At 67.1% G+C, this 13976-nt stretch carries 12 protein-coding genes; 6 read left to right on the forward strand and 6 right to left on the reverse strand.

From position 1 onward, the window contains the following. Positions 1 to 3: 3 nt before the first annotated feature. Positions 4 to 2448 carry a DNA translocase FtsK 4TM domain-containing protein gene (locus WDN01_18140; protein ID MEJ0027950.1) on the reverse strand — a complete coding sequence of 815 codons (2445 nt, stop codon included), beginning with the start codon at positions 2446 to 2448 and terminating at the stop codon, positions 4 to 6. A 49-nt stretch (positions 2449 to 2497) separates the two neighbouring features. Beyond that, positions 2498 to 3685 carry an aminotransferase class I/II-fold pyridoxal phosphate-dependent enzyme gene (locus WDN01_18145; GenBank protein MEJ0027951.1) on the reverse strand — a complete coding sequence of 396 codons (1188 nt, stop codon included), beginning with the start codon at positions 3683 to 3685 and terminating at the stop codon, positions 2498 to 2500. Positions 3686 to 3793: 108 nt separating this feature from the next. On the opposite strand from WDN01_18145, the gene WDN01_18150 reads away from it, so the two are divergent. The 4 genes from WDN01_18150 to WDN01_18165 are packed head-to-tail and all read left to right on the forward strand — an operon-like array spanning position 3794 to position 8076. After that, positions 3794 to 4861: a hypothetical protein gene (locus tag WDN01_18150; GenBank protein MEJ0027952.1), complete on the forward strand. Its 1068-nt coding sequence runs from the start codon at positions 3794 to 3796 to the stop codon at positions 4859 to 4861. Beyond that, complete coding sequence (locus WDN01_18155; protein ID MEJ0027953.1) at positions 4858 to 5763, forward strand: phosphotransferase; 906 nt, start codon at positions 4858 to 4860, stop codon at positions 5761 to 5763. The genes WDN01_18150 and WDN01_18155 overlap by 4 nt, the downstream gene beginning before the upstream one ends. Then, positions 5760 to 6908, forward strand: a complete 1149-nt coding sequence (locus tag WDN01_18160) for a hypothetical protein (GenBank protein ID MEJ0027954.1) — start codon at positions 5760 to 5762, stop codon at positions 6906 to 6908. Before WDN01_18155 ends, WDN01_18160 begins: the two co-directional genes overlap by 4 nt. A gap of 13 nt (positions 6909 to 6921) precedes the next feature. Next, on the forward strand, positions 6922 to 8076 hold the full coding sequence (locus tag WDN01_18165; GenBank protein MEJ0027955.1) for a hypothetical protein: 1155 nt from the start codon (positions 6922 to 6924) through the stop codon (positions 8074 to 8076). Positions 8077 to 8082: 6 nt separating this feature from the next. On the opposite strand, the gene WDN01_18170 is transcribed toward WDN01_18165, so the two are convergent. Further along, the gene (locus tag WDN01_18170; protein MEJ0027956.1) at positions 8083 to 9045 is read right to left on the reverse strand and encodes a TylF/MycF/NovP-related O-methyltransferase; all 963 of its coding nucleotides are present in this window, start codon (positions 9043 to 9045) and stop codon (positions 8083 to 8085) included. Between the two features lie 176 nt (positions 9046 to 9221). Here WDN01_18170 and WDN01_18175 point away from each other — a divergent pair, with 176 nt between their 5' ends. Next, the gene (locus tag WDN01_18175) at positions 9222 to 10106 is read left to right on the forward strand and encodes a class I SAM-dependent methyltransferase (protein MEJ0027957.1); all 885 of its coding nucleotides are present in this window, start codon (positions 9222 to 9224) and stop codon (positions 10104 to 10106) included. A gap of 66 nt (positions 10107 to 10172) precedes the next feature. Here WDN01_18175 and WDN01_18180 read toward each other — a convergent pair whose 3' ends face one another. Then, positions 10173 to 11516, reverse strand: a complete 1344-nt coding sequence (locus WDN01_18180) for an ammonium transporter (protein MEJ0027958.1) — start codon at positions 11514 to 11516, stop codon at positions 10173 to 10175. Between the two features lie 45 nt (positions 11517 to 11561). Continuing rightward, positions 11562 to 11900 (reverse strand): P-II family nitrogen regulator, encoded by a 339-nt coding sequence (locus tag WDN01_18185; protein MEJ0027959.1) that lies wholly within the window; start codon positions 11898 to 11900, stop codon positions 11562 to 11564. Between the two features lie 459 nt (positions 11901 to 12359). Here WDN01_18185 and WDN01_18190 point away from each other — a divergent pair, with 459 nt between their 5' ends. Then, positions 12360 to 13583: an FAD-dependent monooxygenase gene (locus WDN01_18190; GenBank protein MEJ0027960.1), complete on the forward strand. Its 1224-nt coding sequence runs from the start codon at positions 12360 to 12362 to the stop codon at positions 13581 to 13583. Here the strand turns inward: WDN01_18190 and WDN01_18195 are convergent. Further along, on the reverse strand, positions 13580 to 13972 hold the full coding sequence (locus tag WDN01_18195) for a hypothetical protein (protein MEJ0027961.1): 393 nt from the start codon (positions 13970 to 13972) through the stop codon (positions 13580 to 13582). The two genes, WDN01_18190 and WDN01_18195, sit on opposite strands and share 4 nt — an antisense overlap. Between the last annotated feature and the right edge of the window lie 4 nt (positions 13973 to 13976).

Below are 13976 nucleotides of genomic sequence, written 5' to 3' on the forward strand. Positions count from 1 at the left end.
GGTCTATTCCTCGCCGTGGTCCGGCAGCAGGACCTCGCGCAAGCCCTTGTGGTTGGGCTTCGACACCACCCCGTCATGCTCCATGCGCTCGATCAGGCTGGCCGCCTTGTTGTAGCCGATCTGCAGCCGGCGCTGGAGATAAGACGTCGTCGCCTTGCGCTCGCGCGCCACGATGGCCAGCGCCTTGTCGTAGAGATCGTCGCCCGAATCCGAATTGCCGCCGCCGCCCGCGCCCATCAGGGCATAGGGATCGTCGCTCTCCTCGTCCGGCTCCTCGGTCACCGCTTCGAGATAGTCCGGCGTTCCTTGCGTCTTCAGGAAGCGCACCACATCCTCGACCTCGCGGTCGGTGACGAACGGCCCATGGATGCGGCGGATGCGGCCGCCGGCCATCATGTAGAGCATGTCGCCGGCGCCCAGGAGCTGCTCGGCGCCCTGTTCGCCCAGGATGGTGCGGCTGTCGATCTTGCTCGTCACCTGGAACGAGATGCGGGTCGGGAAATTCGCCTTGATCGTGCCGGTGATGACGTCGACCGAAGGCCGCTGCGTCGCCGCGATCAGGTGGATGCCGGCGGCGCGCGCCATCTGCGCCAGGCGCTGCACCGCGCCCTCGATCTCCTTGCCGCTGATCATCATCAGGTCGGCGACCTCGTCGACAATGACCACGATATAGGGCATCGGCTCCAGTTCGAGCACCTCGTCCTCGTAGATCGGCTTGCCGGTCTCGCGGTCGAAGCCGGTCTGCACCGTGCGCTTCAGGCTCTCGCCCTTCTCCTTGGCCTTGCGCACGCGGTCGTTGAAGGCTTCCACGCCGCGCACGCCCAGCTTGGACATCTTGCGGTAGCGCTCTTCCATCTCGCGCACGGCCCATTTGAGCGCGACGACCGCCTTCTTCGGGTCGATCACCACCGGCGACAGCAGGTGCGGGATCCCATCGTACACGGACAATTCCAGCATCTTGGGATCGATCATGATCAGCCGGCATTGCTGCGGCGTCATGCGGTAGAGCAGCGACAGGATCATGGTGTTGAGCCCGACCGACTTGCCCGAGCCCGTCGTGCCCGCGACCAGAAGATGGGGCATCTTGGCGAGGTCAGCCATCACCGGCTCGCCGCCGATGGTCTTGCCCAGCGCCAGGGTCAGCGGCGCGCGCGCCTTGTCGTATTCGCCGCTCGCCAGCATCTCGCGCAGATAGACGGTCTCGCGGGTGTGGTTGGGCAGCTCGATGCCGATCACGTTGCGCCCCGGGATCACCGCGATTCGCGCCGCGACCGCGCTCATCGAGCGCGCCACGTCGTCAGCCAGGCTGATCACGCGCGAGGATTTCACGCCCGCCGCCGGTTCGAACTCATAGAGCGTCACCACCGGGCCGGGGCGCACCGCCATGATGCGGCCCTTGACGCCGAAATCGGTCAGCACCGCTTCCAGCATGCGGGCATTCTCTTCCAGAGCTTCGTCCGACAGCGCCGTGGCGTCGTGCACCACCACCGGCTCGGCCAGAAGGTTCAGCGCCGGCAATTGGTATTCGCCGCTGACGAGATCCAGCGCCGGCTGCTTGGGCCGCTTGATGTTGGTGGCCGCGGCCTTCTTGGCTTCCTCGCGCTTGACGCGGCTCTCGCGCCGTTCGGCGAGGCGGGTGGCCGCGATCGGCTCGGGCGCCACGTCGAGCGCGTAGCCTTCGTCCTCGGGTTCGCTCTCTTCGTCGAATTCGGGCTCGAATTCCTCTTCGTCGTAATTGTGCTCGGCCTTGCGAAACGAGAATTTCGGCATCTTGAGCAGCGAGCCGGCCCACAGGACCGTCGCCGGCACATTGGCGAGGCCGCGCAGGATCGGCGTCAGGCGCAGGCCCGTGGCGAGAAAGGACAGCGGCAGGCCGGCAACCAGCAGCAGCACCGGCAGCGCGATGGCGATCCAGGGCTGGCGATAGACCAGCGCGACATGCGCCGACATCGACGCCGCGGCGATGCCGATCAGCCCGCCATCCTGCGCCGGCAGGCTCTTGAACGCGGGCAGGATGCCCAGCCCCGCCGCCAGAAGCAGGGTGCCGAGCGGCCAGGCGAAGGCCCGCCACATGGCGTGTTTGAGGTGCAGCCCGCGCAGGGCGCGGACGCCCCAGACGATCGGCGGCGCCAGCGCCGCGATGGCCGCGATGCCGAAGGCCTGCAGCAGCATGTCGGCCGCCATCGCGCCCATGCCGCCCAGCCAGTTGGATGTCGTCGCGCCGGTCGCGTTGTTCCAGGAGGGATCGGAGGGGTCATAGCCCGCCAGCGCCACCAGCGCCGCGGCCGAGCCGAGGAAGAGGAGCGCCCCCGCGCCGCGCATGACGGCGAGCCGGAACAGCCGCGCCAGCGACCGCCGCGCATCGGCCAGGGCATCCGCCATGGCGGCGCCGCGCGAGCGCGGTTGGTACACGCCCCCTGCCGTCACCCGCCGCGTTGCCTGGCTCATGCGGTCCCCTTGAGCGCAACCCGGCGAAGCCGGACACGTTGCGCGTCCATCAAATGACTTCCGTCATCCTTTCGAGTGCCGCCATAATGGTTGACACCTCGTTAACGAGCGCCACCCGGATATAGGAAAACCCGGGATTCGACTGGGCTTTTCCCGCGATCACTTCTCGCCCCATGAAGGCGCCGGGCAGGGCGCGGACTCCCGCCTCGCGCCACAGCCGGAGCGCCGTCTCCTCGCCATGGCCGACATCGAGCCACAGGAAGAACCCGCCCTCCGGCACCCTGAAGCCTGCCCGGTTGCCGAGCAGGCGCTGCGCCAGGCGGAATTTTTCCCGATAGGTCTCGCGATTGGCCGCGACATGCGTCTCGTCGCGCCAGGCAGCGGCGCTGGCCGCGATGATCGGCAGCGGCACTTGCGGCCCGGCATAGTTGCGGAACTGGCGAAAGCGCTCGATCAGCCCGGCCTCGCCCGCGACGATGCCCGAGCGCAGCCCCGGCAGGCCCGACCGCTTGGACAGCGAATGGAAGGTCAGCAGGCGTTCATACGGCGCGCCCCGCGCCGGCAGCGCGCTGAGCGGCGGCTTGTCGATATAGATATCGGCGTAGCACTCGTCCGCGAACACCGTAAAGTCGTACCGTTCGGCAAGCGCGAACAGTGTTCGCCAGTACGGCTCGCGGGCGCAGGCGCCCTCGGGATTGGACGGCGAGCAGATATAGACCGCCGCCGTACGCTCCAGCAGCGTCTGGGGCAGGGATGCGTAGTCGGGCAGGAAACCCGTTGCCGCCGTCGCCGGCACGAACACCGGCTCGCCGCCCGCCGCGAGCGCCGCCGCCGCATAGCACTGATAGAACGGATTGGGCAGCAGCACCGCCGGCCGCTGGCCGGCCTTCGCCTCCGGCATCACCGTGAAGGCGGCGAGGAACAGCCCCTCGCGCGTGCCGTTCAGCGGCAGCAGGTTCTTGTCCGGATCGATCGAGCCTTCCGCCAGCCCGAAGCGCCGCGCCAGCCACCCCGCGGCGGCCGCGCGCCAGTCCGCGCTGCCATTGATCGGCGGATAGGTCCCGAACTCCGAGGCATGCCGCGCGAGCGCCGCGCTCACGAAATCCGGCACCGCGCCATTGGGATCGCCGATCGCCAGGCTGATCGGCGGCTTGCCGGGCTTGTGCGGGTCGAGCAGCGTCGCAAGCTTTGCGAAAGCCGATGGCGGCAATTCGGACAGGCGGCCGGGAAAGAGCATCCCGGCACCTTAGCGAAGGCCAAATGCGGCGCGCCAGCGAAACATGGTCAACCGCAATTTAACCTTGAGGCCCGAACATCGCTGCGCATTCCTTGTCGCGGCCCCCGCATGCCCACCGCCTTCACGCTGCTCCTGCCCTGCGCCGGCAAGTCGTCGCGCTATCCGGGCGTGCGCCCGAAATGGATGCTGACCCTGCCCGAGGGCGATCTCGCCATCGCGCGCGCCGCCGCCAGCGTCCCCGCGTCCCCCCATCGCCGCATCGTCGCCGCCATCCGCGCCGATCACGAAGCGCGTTACGGCTGCAAGGCGCTCCTGGCCAAGGTCTTCGGCGAAGGGCTCGACGTCGTGGTGCTGGAGCACGACACCAACGGCCCGGCCGACACCGTGGCGCAGATGATCCGCCGCGCCGGCGTGGCGGGCCCCATCGCCATAAAGGACGCCGACAGCTTCTTCACCCCCGGCCCGCTGCCGGCCCCGGGCTTCGTCTCGGTGAGCGATGTGCGGCGCAGCCCCGCCATGAGCAATGTCGGCGCCAAGAGCTTCGCGGTCGTCAACGACCAGGGCCTGGTGGTCGAGATGGTCGAGAAGAGCCTCGTCTCCAACCATGTCTGCGTCGGCCTCTACGGCTTTTCCGACGCCGCCCTGTTCCTCGGCGCTTTCGATGCCGTGGCCGGGTCTTCGCCGGAGCGCGAGATCTTCGTCTCGCATGTGATGAACCGCGCCATCGCCGGCGGCATGGTGGTCAAGCCGCATGTCGTGGACGGACTCGTGGACGTCGGCACGCTGGACGACTGGCGCCGCTATGTCCGCGGCCGCGGCACCATCGTCTCCGATCTCGACGGCGTCGTGTTCAAGAACCATGCGCGCTATTTCGAGCCCTCCTGGAACCAGCCCGACGAACCCATCGCCGAGAACGTCGCGGCGCTGCGCCACTGGTCCGATGGCGGCGCCCAGCTCGTCTTCATGACGGCCCGCACCGAAGCCTATCGCACCCGCACCGAAGCGACGCTGCGCCAGATCGGCCTCAAGCCCCACGCGCTGATCATGGACTGTCATCATGGCCGCCGCTTCCTGGTGAACGATCACGCCGCGACCAATCCCTTCCCCTCCGCCGTCGGCATCAGCCTGGAGCGCGACAGCGCCACGCTCGGCGATCATTTGAGAGACTGGCAGTGAGCACCGCTCTGGCCGAGGCGGAACGGCACCGGCAGAGCGGCGGCCGTACGGTCCAGCGCCTGGGCGGTCACTCCGGCGCCGAGGTTGCGCTCTGCGTCGGTGCGCAGGACCGGTCCTTCGTGCGCAAGACCGCCGCGGCGCGCGCCGGCAATCTGCGCCTGCGCCGCCAGGCCCTGAAGCAGCGCCTGTTCGCGGCGCAAGGCCTCGCCTTTCCGCCCATCTACGACATCGGCCTGGACAGCGGCGGTCTCGCCTATTTCGACATGGCCTATCTGCCGGCCCGCACCCTCGCCGAAACGATTCTTCACGCCTCGCCCTACGACCGCGCCGCGGTCCGCGCGGCGATCGCCGGACTGCTCAGCCTGTTCGGCGCGTCGGCGGGCGCCGCCATCGCCCCGCACCTCTTCCGCGCCAAGATCGGCGATATCGTGGAGCAGTCGCGCCGGCGGCCCCGCCTCTTCCCGCACGCCGCGGCCATCGCAGCGCTGGCCGCCCGGCTCGCGGACGCCGACTGGAGCGGCATTCCGCAATCGCCCGATCACGGCGACCTGACGCTCGAGAACATCCTTCTGACCCAGGACGGCGGCATCGTCTTCATCGACTGCGACGTGCCCTGGGTTTCCTCCTTCTGGCTCGATCTCGCCAAGCTGCTGCAGGACCTCGAAGGCCGCTGGTTCCTGCGCGACGTCGCCGCGCCCAGCGTCGATGCGCTGGAGCGGATGACCCGGCTGGCCGACGACATCCGCGGCGTCGCCGAGGAGATGGATTCCCGCCTGCCGCCGCGCCTCGGCCAGATGGCGGCGCTCCACCTGTTCCGTACGCTGCCCTATGTCCGCGAGGGCGCGCATGCCGCCTTCGCCTGCGCCGCCGCGTCGCGGCTCCTGGCGGAAAGCGGGTCATGAGCCGCCCCGTCGACGTGATCGTCACCGGCTTCACCCGCAGCGCGGCGCTTTGCGTCCGGAGCTTCGAGACGCCGCGCCGCCTTCGGCAGGAAGGCCTGGTCCGCGCCATCCGCTACGTCACCTGGGATTCGCCCGAACTCGACGCGGCGGTGGCGCCGGTCCTCGCGATGGACGAGGTGGCCGTCACGCGCGTGCCGGCGCCGGCGCCGTCCGGGAACGCCAAACAGAAGAGCGTCGTCTGCCAGGTGCGCAACCTCGAAGCCGCGCTGGCCCTGGTGCCGGAGGACGACACGCTGGTCGTCAAGACGCGGCCCGATTTCCTGTTCGACGCCGGTTTCCTCGCGCGCAAGATCGCCGATTTCGACCGCGGGTGCCGGATGGAGGCGAACGCCACCGCCTTCGGCGTCAAGCTTCGCCGCCCGCCCTTCGCGCGCAAGATCTGGCTGCCCTGGGCCGACGCGAACCAGCCCTTCTTCTACGAGGACGCCGCCTTCGCTGGGCTCAAGCGCGATCTGGCCCATCTCGTCACGCCCGATGTCGAATCGCGGCTCGGCGCGATGCAGGACCCCGAATGCGGTTCGCTGGCGCACGCCGTCCGCTTCGGCACGGTCTTCCTCGAGAGCTTTCCGATCTTCCGCCGCTATTTCGCGCACTACCACGTCTTCGCCAACGACATCGACTATCGCCGCGACCAGCTCGGCAAGGCGATCCGGCATCCCTTCTTCTGGCATCTCATCCTGGCGCATGCCTGGATCCTGTACAGCGGCTTCCATGTCGATGCGGGCCGCCCCGGCGATCTGCGCTTCTTCGCCAACACCGCCAATCCGGCGGCCGATTGGAACGACCTGGCCACGGTGCGGCTCACCGCGCCCTACAACGACCTCGCGGGCTGGCGCGAGACCGCCAAGGCCGGCGCCGAGGTCTGCTCGGGCGTCAGCCGGGTCTATGGCCGCCTGATGGACGACGCCTGGCAGCAGGCCCTGTTCACCCGGCGTTTCGCGGACATCCCGTGGGAGACGCTGCAGGGCGTCGCGCGCAATCTCACGCACTACGACGCCGGCGTTCTGGACGACCTGGAACGCGAATATTACGCGCTCCTGGACGACCATTGGCGCGAGGACTGGCTGCCCTGTCGCGGCTTCTGAAGGAACGCGCGCCATGACCCGCCCCGTCGACGTGATCGTCACCGGCTTTGCCCGCAGCGCCGAGCTCTGCCGCAAAAGCCTCGATGCGCCGCGCCGCCTTCGGCAGGAAGGGCTGATCCGCGCCATCCGCTACGTCACCTGGGACGGGCCCGAACTCGACGGCTTCGTCGCGCCCATCGCGGCCATGGACGACGTCGCGGTCACGCGTCTGCCGCAGCCGCCCGCGAGCGGCAATCGCGACCAGAAAGGCGTCGTGTGGCAGGTCAGGAATCTGGAGGCGGCCCTGGCGCTGGTGCCGGAGGACGATGCTCTGGTGGTCAAGCTGCGTCCCGATTTCGTCGTCGCGACCGATTTCCTGCGCGGCAAGATCGCGGAATTCGACACGCTCTGCGCGATGGACGCCGGCGCCACCGCGTTCGGCGTCAAGCTCCGCCGCGCGCCCTTCGCCCGCAAGATCTGGATCCCCTGGGCCGACGCCAACCAGCCCTTCTTCTTCGAGGACGCCGCCTTCGCGGGACTGAAGCGCGACCTCGCGCATCTCGTCACCCCGGATGTCGAGAGCCGGCTCGGCGTGATGGACGATCCGGCCTGCGGCCCCTTCGCCCATGTCGTGCGCTATGGCTCGATCTTCCTCAAGCGCTTCCCGATTTTCCGGCGCTATCTCGCCGCCTATGGCGCCTTCGCCAACGATGTCGACTACCGCAAGGATTTGCTCCGGATGATGCTGGACGATCCGTTCTTCTGGCACCTCATCGTCGCCAATGCCTGGATTCTGTTTTCGTCCTTCCATGTCGATGCCGGCGCTCCCGGCGACATCGCCTTCTACGCGAACACGGTGAACGCGAACGCCGATTGGAGCGATCCGTCGCGCCTCGCGATCGCCCCGCCCTACGACGATATCGCCGGATGGCGCGCCAATACGAAGGCGGGCGCGGAGGTGTTCCCCGGCGTGGGCCGGCGCTACGGGCGGCTGGTGGACGATGCCTGGCCGCGCGCCCTGTTCACGCAACCCATGCCGGACATCCCGGCCGATACGATCCGGGGACTGGCGGAGAGCCTTTCGCAGTACGACAAGGGCGCCCTGCGCGAACTCGAAGACGCCTATTACGGGAAGCTGGCGCGCCACCGCCGGGAGAACTGGCCGCCGCCCGCGAGCGTCGCGGCCTGAAAGGCCCTACGCCGCCATCTTGATCAGGAAATACTGCGTGCCCATGAAGACGCGGACGAATTTCCTGCCCTCTTCGGTGCGCAGGAATTCGTCGAGGGCGACGAAGGCGCCATAGAGCCCGGGCGTCGAGGCGGGGTCTTCGCAGACGATGATCCCGCGGGGCGCAACGAGCGGCGCCGTCTTGCACAGTCCGGCCAGCGTCGCCTCGTAGAGATCGACGTCGACGTTCACCAGCGCCAGCGTCTCGATCCCGGCCGGAATGGGGTCGGCGCAGATATTGCCTTTGACGAAACGGAACTCCTGGCCGACGCCGCGCATCCGCTCCGCCAGCAGCGTCTGCTGCGGCGCCGCCGCCATCAGATGCGTGCCGTTCCAGATGCCGTCGGCGCTCGCTTCCGCTTCCGCATAAGTAAAGCCCTCGAACGTATCCATCAGATGGCACCGCCGCCTGATGCCGCGATTGCGCATATGGGTCATGGCGGTGACGGCGCTCGATCCGGTGAACACCCCGATCTCCAGGAAGTCGCCCTCGACGTCCTTCGTCATGTCGACGGCCTGGCAGATGTTCTCGTGCAGCGCTTCGCCGCAGAACAGCTCGCCGACCGCGCGATTCGATTCCGCCAGGGTCTCGGCGACATGGGCGGCGACGCGGGAATAGCGGGTCTTGGCGAACTGCATCGGCGGAACGAACATCCCGCCGCATGCGATGATGCGCCGGATCGGCTCCACGCAGAGCTCGTCGACGCTGAAATAGACGTAGAACGCGCTCTCGCCGATTTCCTCGTCGTTCAGTTCGTCGAGCGACGCCAGGACGCCGTCGCAGGCCAGCATCAGCTCGATGTCGCGGAACGGCGCGATGTCGGTCAGGACATAGACCGACTCTTTCATCTTGCGGACGTCTTCGACGGCGAAGCGCCGCTCACGGCAACCGAAACCGGCGGAACTGAACGGCGTTGCGGGCAAAGACATCGAAGGTCCATCGCGGCGATGCGGCCACGCGATCATCATGGTGCAGGGTTAGCGGCGGGTTAACCCTGTCTGCATCCCAGGCAACAATCCCTTAACCGCGTTTCGCTAGGGTTCGCGCGGTCTGCGCCTCCCCATGCAGGCGGTTCGTCCCCATCCCAAGTGCGGAGCACGCGTCGATGAGCAATCCGGCCCTTCGTGAACAGGCTGACCCGGCCGATGACGAGCTTCTGCGCTATGCTGGCATGCAGAAATCGTACTACCAGAATGCTGGACTGAAGAATCCCGAGAGCTGGGTTGTCGGCCATTACGACTATCACGAGAACGTCCCCTACGAGACCAATCTGCTCTTTCTCTACGGCGATATCCGCCATCCGGTCTTCGAGGATTTCGGCTCGCGCCGGGCGTTCGACATCGCCTGCGGCGAAGGCCGCATGGTCCGGCGGATGCAGAACGTCTTCGGCAAGGTGGACGGCGCGGATATCAGTTCGGTGATGATCGACCTGGCCGAGGACCGCACGCCGGGCAGCGATTTCTGGGTGACGGACGGGCTGAGCGCCGGTGCCGCACCGTCGGGCGCCTACGATTTCGTCTACTGCACGATCTCCCTGCAGCACATCTGCGTGTTCGAAACGCGCGACATGATCCTGAAGGACATCTGCCGCATCCTCAAGCCGGACGGCAAGATCACCCTGCAATACGCGTTCTCGAAGAACTACCCGGCGCTTCCCACCGGGCCGGTGCAGCAGGTCTCGCCCGGCGTCGCGACGCAGGTCTTCAAGATCGACCGCCATCACGCGCAATGGTTCGACAACAAGACCGAGGCGCAAAGCACCAATGGCGGCTGCGACGTGGTGATCGGCCCCGACGACCTTCCCGCCGTGCAGGCCTATTTCAACCGCTATTTCGAGAGCGTCGATTTCTGGTTCTACGACGTGTCGGTGGGCCGCGGCGGCTTCGGCCAGCCGCGCATCCTGCCGCCCGTCCATCCCAACAGCCATATCTCCGACGAGTGCCATGTCACGCACTTCGTCTTCATCCATTGCTCGGGAAAGAAGGTCTGACTCCAAACAAAAGGGGCGCCGGTCGCCCGGCGCCCCAGTTGAGGGAGATAACCGCTACACGGGGGATCAGCCGTGTATCGTTTCTCCGTGGAGGTTGATGTCGAGACCTTCGACCTCGACCTCCTGGGAGACTCGGATGCCCACGATCATGTCGATCACCTTCAGGATGATGAAGGTCGCGATGCCGCAATACACGAAGACGACCACGACGCTGTAGAACTGGATCGCCACCTGGTGGAGATTGCCGTCCGCCAGCCAGCCCTTGCCGGCCGAGTTGATCGCGTTCTTCGCGAAGACGCCGGTCAGGATCGCGCCCAGCGCCCCGCCCACGCCGTGCACGCCCCAGGTGTCGAGAGCGTCGTCATAGCCGAGCAGCTTCTTCACCCAGACCGAGGCGATGTAGCAGACCACGCCCGCGGCCACGCCGATGATGAGCGCGCCCAGCGCATCGACGAAGCCCGAGGCCGGGGTGATCGCCACGAGGCCGGCGACCGCGCCGGAGATCATGCCGAGCACCGACGGCTTGCGGTTGATGATCCACTCCGCGAACATCCAGGCCAGCGCCGCCGCCGCCGTGGCGATCTGCGTCGCCGCCGCCGCCATGCCGGCATTGTAGCCCGCCGTCACCGCGGAACCGGCGTTGAAGCCGAACCAGCCGACCCACAGCAGCGAGGCGCCGATCAGGGCGAACAAGAGGTTGTGCGGCGCCATGTTCTCGGTGCCGTAGCCCACGCGCTTGCCCAGCATCAGGCAGGCGACGAGGCCCGCCGTGCCGGCGTTCAGATGCACGACCGTGCCGCCGGCATAGTCGAGCGCGCCCCACGACGCGCCGAGGAAGCCGCCGCCCCACACCCAATGGGCGATCGGCACATAGACGAGCAGCAGCCACAGCGACATGAACCACATGAAGGCGGAGAACTTCATGCGGTCCGCGATCGCGCCGGCGATCAGCGCCGGGGTGATGATCGCGAAGGTCATCTGGAAGAACATGTAGACCGACTCGGGGATCGTTCCCGCGAGCGGGTTGATGCTCTTCAGCGTCATGTTGAACAGCATGAACTGGTTGAAGCTGCCGATATACTGGTTGAGGTTGCTGTCGGGATTGGTGGTGAGCGCCGCCGAATAGCCGATCACCATCCACAGGATGGTGATGATCGCGGTGGCGCCGAAGCTCTGGGCCGCGGTCGCCAGCATGTTCTTCTTGCGCACCATGCCGGCATAGAACAGCGCCAGGCCCGGAATGGTCATCAGCAGTACCAGGGCGGCCGAGGTGATCATCCAGGCGGTGTCGCCGGAATTCAACGGATCGGGCGGCGGCGTCTCCGCCAGGGCCGATCCCATCGTCAAGGCCAACGCCCCAAGACCGGCGCCTATGCCGATCCCCACTCGCTTCAGCTTCGCAGAACTCATTTCAAACTCCCCTTCATGGATCCCAATGCGTTTCGGTTAAGCGGTCTAGAGCGCGTCGCCGTCGGTTTCCCCCGTGCGGATACGCACGACCTGTTCGAGCGGTGTGACGAAGATTTTCCCGTCGCCGATCTGGCCGGTCTTGGCCTTGGAGGTGATCGCCTCGATCACCGCCTCGGCCATTTCGCTTTTGACGGCGACTTCGATCTTGAGCTTCGGCAGGAAGCTCACGGCGTATTCCGCGCCGCGGTAGATTTCGGTATGGCCCTTCTGCCGTCCGTACCCTTTGACTTCGGTGACGGTCATGCCCTGCACGCCCAGCGCGGAAAGCTGTTCCCGGACCTCGTCGAGCTTGAAGGGTTTGATGATCGCCGTGATCAGCTTCATCTGGCGTCCTTCCATGGTTAATCGCGCCCAGCCACAGTCCGGGCGTTAACACTTCATCAAGAACCGTGCCGCGGCGGAGAAATGTGACGGATCGTTGATTCAAAAGGGAATTTTCTATCGGCCCGGCACCGCCGGCCTTTGGGAATCGTATAATTTGACTATATTTTTGGCAGAGAGATTTTCTGTGCCCAAAAATTAGCCACGTCCTTGAAAGCCGAGCCCGGAATGACGACGTCAGAATCGCTGGCAGTGGTCTCGGCGATCCGTCCGGCAACCGAACGGCTCGTCGCAGGTTGGCCCATCGGGGCATGAGCGGGTTGCTATCCCGTGAATTTCCCAAATAATTTCAGCCGCTTACATGGAATTCTTTGGAATCGAACCGCTTTTCCGGAACGAATCGGGGAGGGGCGGCAATATCCCGCGATTCAATTGAGCATGCTCACGGCGTAGGCTGATCCCATGAGCCAGTGTGACGTGATTATCGGCGGCGGCGGCATGGTCGGGCTGACCCTGGCCATCGCGCTCGCCCGGGGCGGCCTCAAGGTTTCCGTGGCCGACCCGCTGCCCCAGGCCGCCGCGCTGGACGCCGCCTTCGACGGCCGCGTCAGCGCGCTCGCCTTTGCCACGGTGCGCATGTTCCAGGCGCTGGGCATCTGGGAGCATCTGGCGAAAGACGCCCAGCCCATCAACGACATCCTGGTCACCGACGCGAAGTTGAACGGCGAGCCCTCGCCCTTCTCGCTGCATTTCGACGCGGCGGAGGTCGGCGCCGCCTCGCTCGGCCATATCGTGGAGAACCGCCGCACCCGCGCCGCCCTGTTCGCCGCCGCCGCCGCCCTGCCCGATCTGCGCCTGATCGCGCCGGCCGCGCTGGTCGATCTCGCGCCGGGGCCGCACAGCGTCCGCGCCACGCTCTCGAACGGCGAGACCGTCGAGGCCGCGCTCGCCATCGCCGCCGACGGCCGCGACTCGGCGATGCGCGATCTGATGGGCCTGGGCGTGATCGCCTGGTCCTATCCGCAATGGGGCATCGTCGCCACCGTCACGCATGAGAAGCCGCACAACGGCGTCGCCTATGAACACTTCCTGCCCTCCGGCCCCTTTGCGATCCTGCCGATGACCGGCAACCGCTCTTCGCTGGTGTGGACCGAGGACGAAAAGCTCGCGCCGAAAATGCTCGCGCTCGATGCCGAGGCCTTCGATGCCGAGATCGCGCGGCGTTTCGGGGCGCATCTGGGCGCGACCACCGCGGCGGGTCCGCGCTGGTCCTATCCACTGAAATTCCATCTCGCGCGGGGCTATGTGAAGCCGCGTTTCGCGCTGGCCGGCGACGCCGCGCACGGCATTCATCCGATTGCGGGGCAGGGGCTCAATCTCGGCCTCAAGGACGCCGCGGCGCTGGCCGACGTCCTGCTCGATGCGGCGCGGCTCGGCCTCGATATCGGCGCGCTCGACACGCTGAAGAAATACGAACGCTGGCGCCGCTTCGATTCGCTCGCCATGGCGGTCGCGACGGACGGCTTGAACCGACTCTTCTCCAACGACATCGCGCCCCTGCGGGCCTTGCGCGACGTCGGCATGGGGATCGTGGACGCCATCGGCCCGGCCCGCCGCTTCTTCATGCGCCACGCCGGCGGCGATATCGGCAAGCTGCCGCGCCTGATGCGCGGCGAGGCGGCTTAATTGAGCTTGTCCTTCCGCCGCTCGGCCAGTGCGACCGGCAGGTCCTGGTAATAGCCGCGCGCGATGGCGCGGATTTTTTCGGTGCGCACGCGTTCGGCGTCGGCGCGGCTCGCGAAGCGCTCGCCCTCGAACATATAGCGCGTCACCGGCATGCCAAGTCGCTCGTCCGGCTCCACGATCTCGCTCACCGCCTCGACCTGCTCCTCGGCGGTGCGCAGCGTATGGCGGAAATGCGCCAGCGGATCGGCGCGGTCGCGCTCCTGTTCGGCGATGCGGCGCACATTCTCGTCGTCGAAGCGCTTCAGGCGCTCCACGATCCAGCGGCGGTAACGATAGGCGACCAGCGCTGCCACGATGACCAGGAAGGTTCCGACGATCTGGCTCAGCATCGCT

It is taken from the genome of Rhizomicrobium sp. (assembly GCA_037200985.1).
In the GTDB taxonomy this organism is placed as follows: Bacteria; Pseudomonadota; Alphaproteobacteria; order Micropepsales; family Micropepsaceae; genus Rhizomicrobium.

Coding starts and splice junctions, on each gene's coding strand:
- WDN01_18185 (MEJ0027959.1), bottom strand. CDS start 11,900: ATGAAGCTGATCACGGCGATCATCAAACCCTTCAAGCTCGACGAGGTC.
- WDN01_18175 (MEJ0027957.1), top strand. CDS start 9,222: ATGAGCAATCCGGCCCTTCGTGAACAGGCTGACCCGGCCGATGACGAG.
- WDN01_18165 (MEJ0027955.1), top strand. CDS start 6,922: ATGACCCGCCCCGTCGACGTGATCGTCACCGGCTTTGCCCGCAGCGCC.
- WDN01_18140 (MEJ0027950.1), bottom strand. CDS start 2,448: ATGAGCCAGGCAACGCGGCGGGTGACGGCAGGGGGCGTGTACCAACCG.
- WDN01_18170 (MEJ0027956.1), bottom strand. CDS start 9,045: ATGTCTTTGCCCGCAACGCCGTTCAGTTCCGCCGGTTTCGGTTGCCGT.
- WDN01_18150 (MEJ0027952.1), top strand. CDS start 3,794: ATGCCCACCGCCTTCACGCTGCTCCTGCCCTGCGCCGGCAAGTCGTCG.
- WDN01_18180 (MEJ0027958.1), bottom strand. CDS start 11,516: ATGAGTTCTGCGAAGCTGAAGCGAGTGGGGATCGGCATAGGCGCCGGT.
- WDN01_18190 (MEJ0027960.1), top strand. CDS start 12,360: ATGAGCCAGTGTGACGTGATTATCGGCGGCGGCGGCATGGTCGGGCTG.
- WDN01_18160 (MEJ0027954.1), top strand. CDS start 5,760: ATGAGCCGCCCCGTCGACGTGATCGTCACCGGCTTCACCCGCAGCGCG.
- WDN01_18145 (MEJ0027951.1), bottom strand. CDS start 3,685: ATGCTCTTTCCCGGCCGCCTGTCCGAATTGCCGCCATCGGCTTTCGCA.
- WDN01_18195 (MEJ0027961.1), bottom strand. CDS start 13,972: ATGCTGAGCCAGATCGTCGGAACCTTCCTGGTCATCGTGGCAGCGCTG.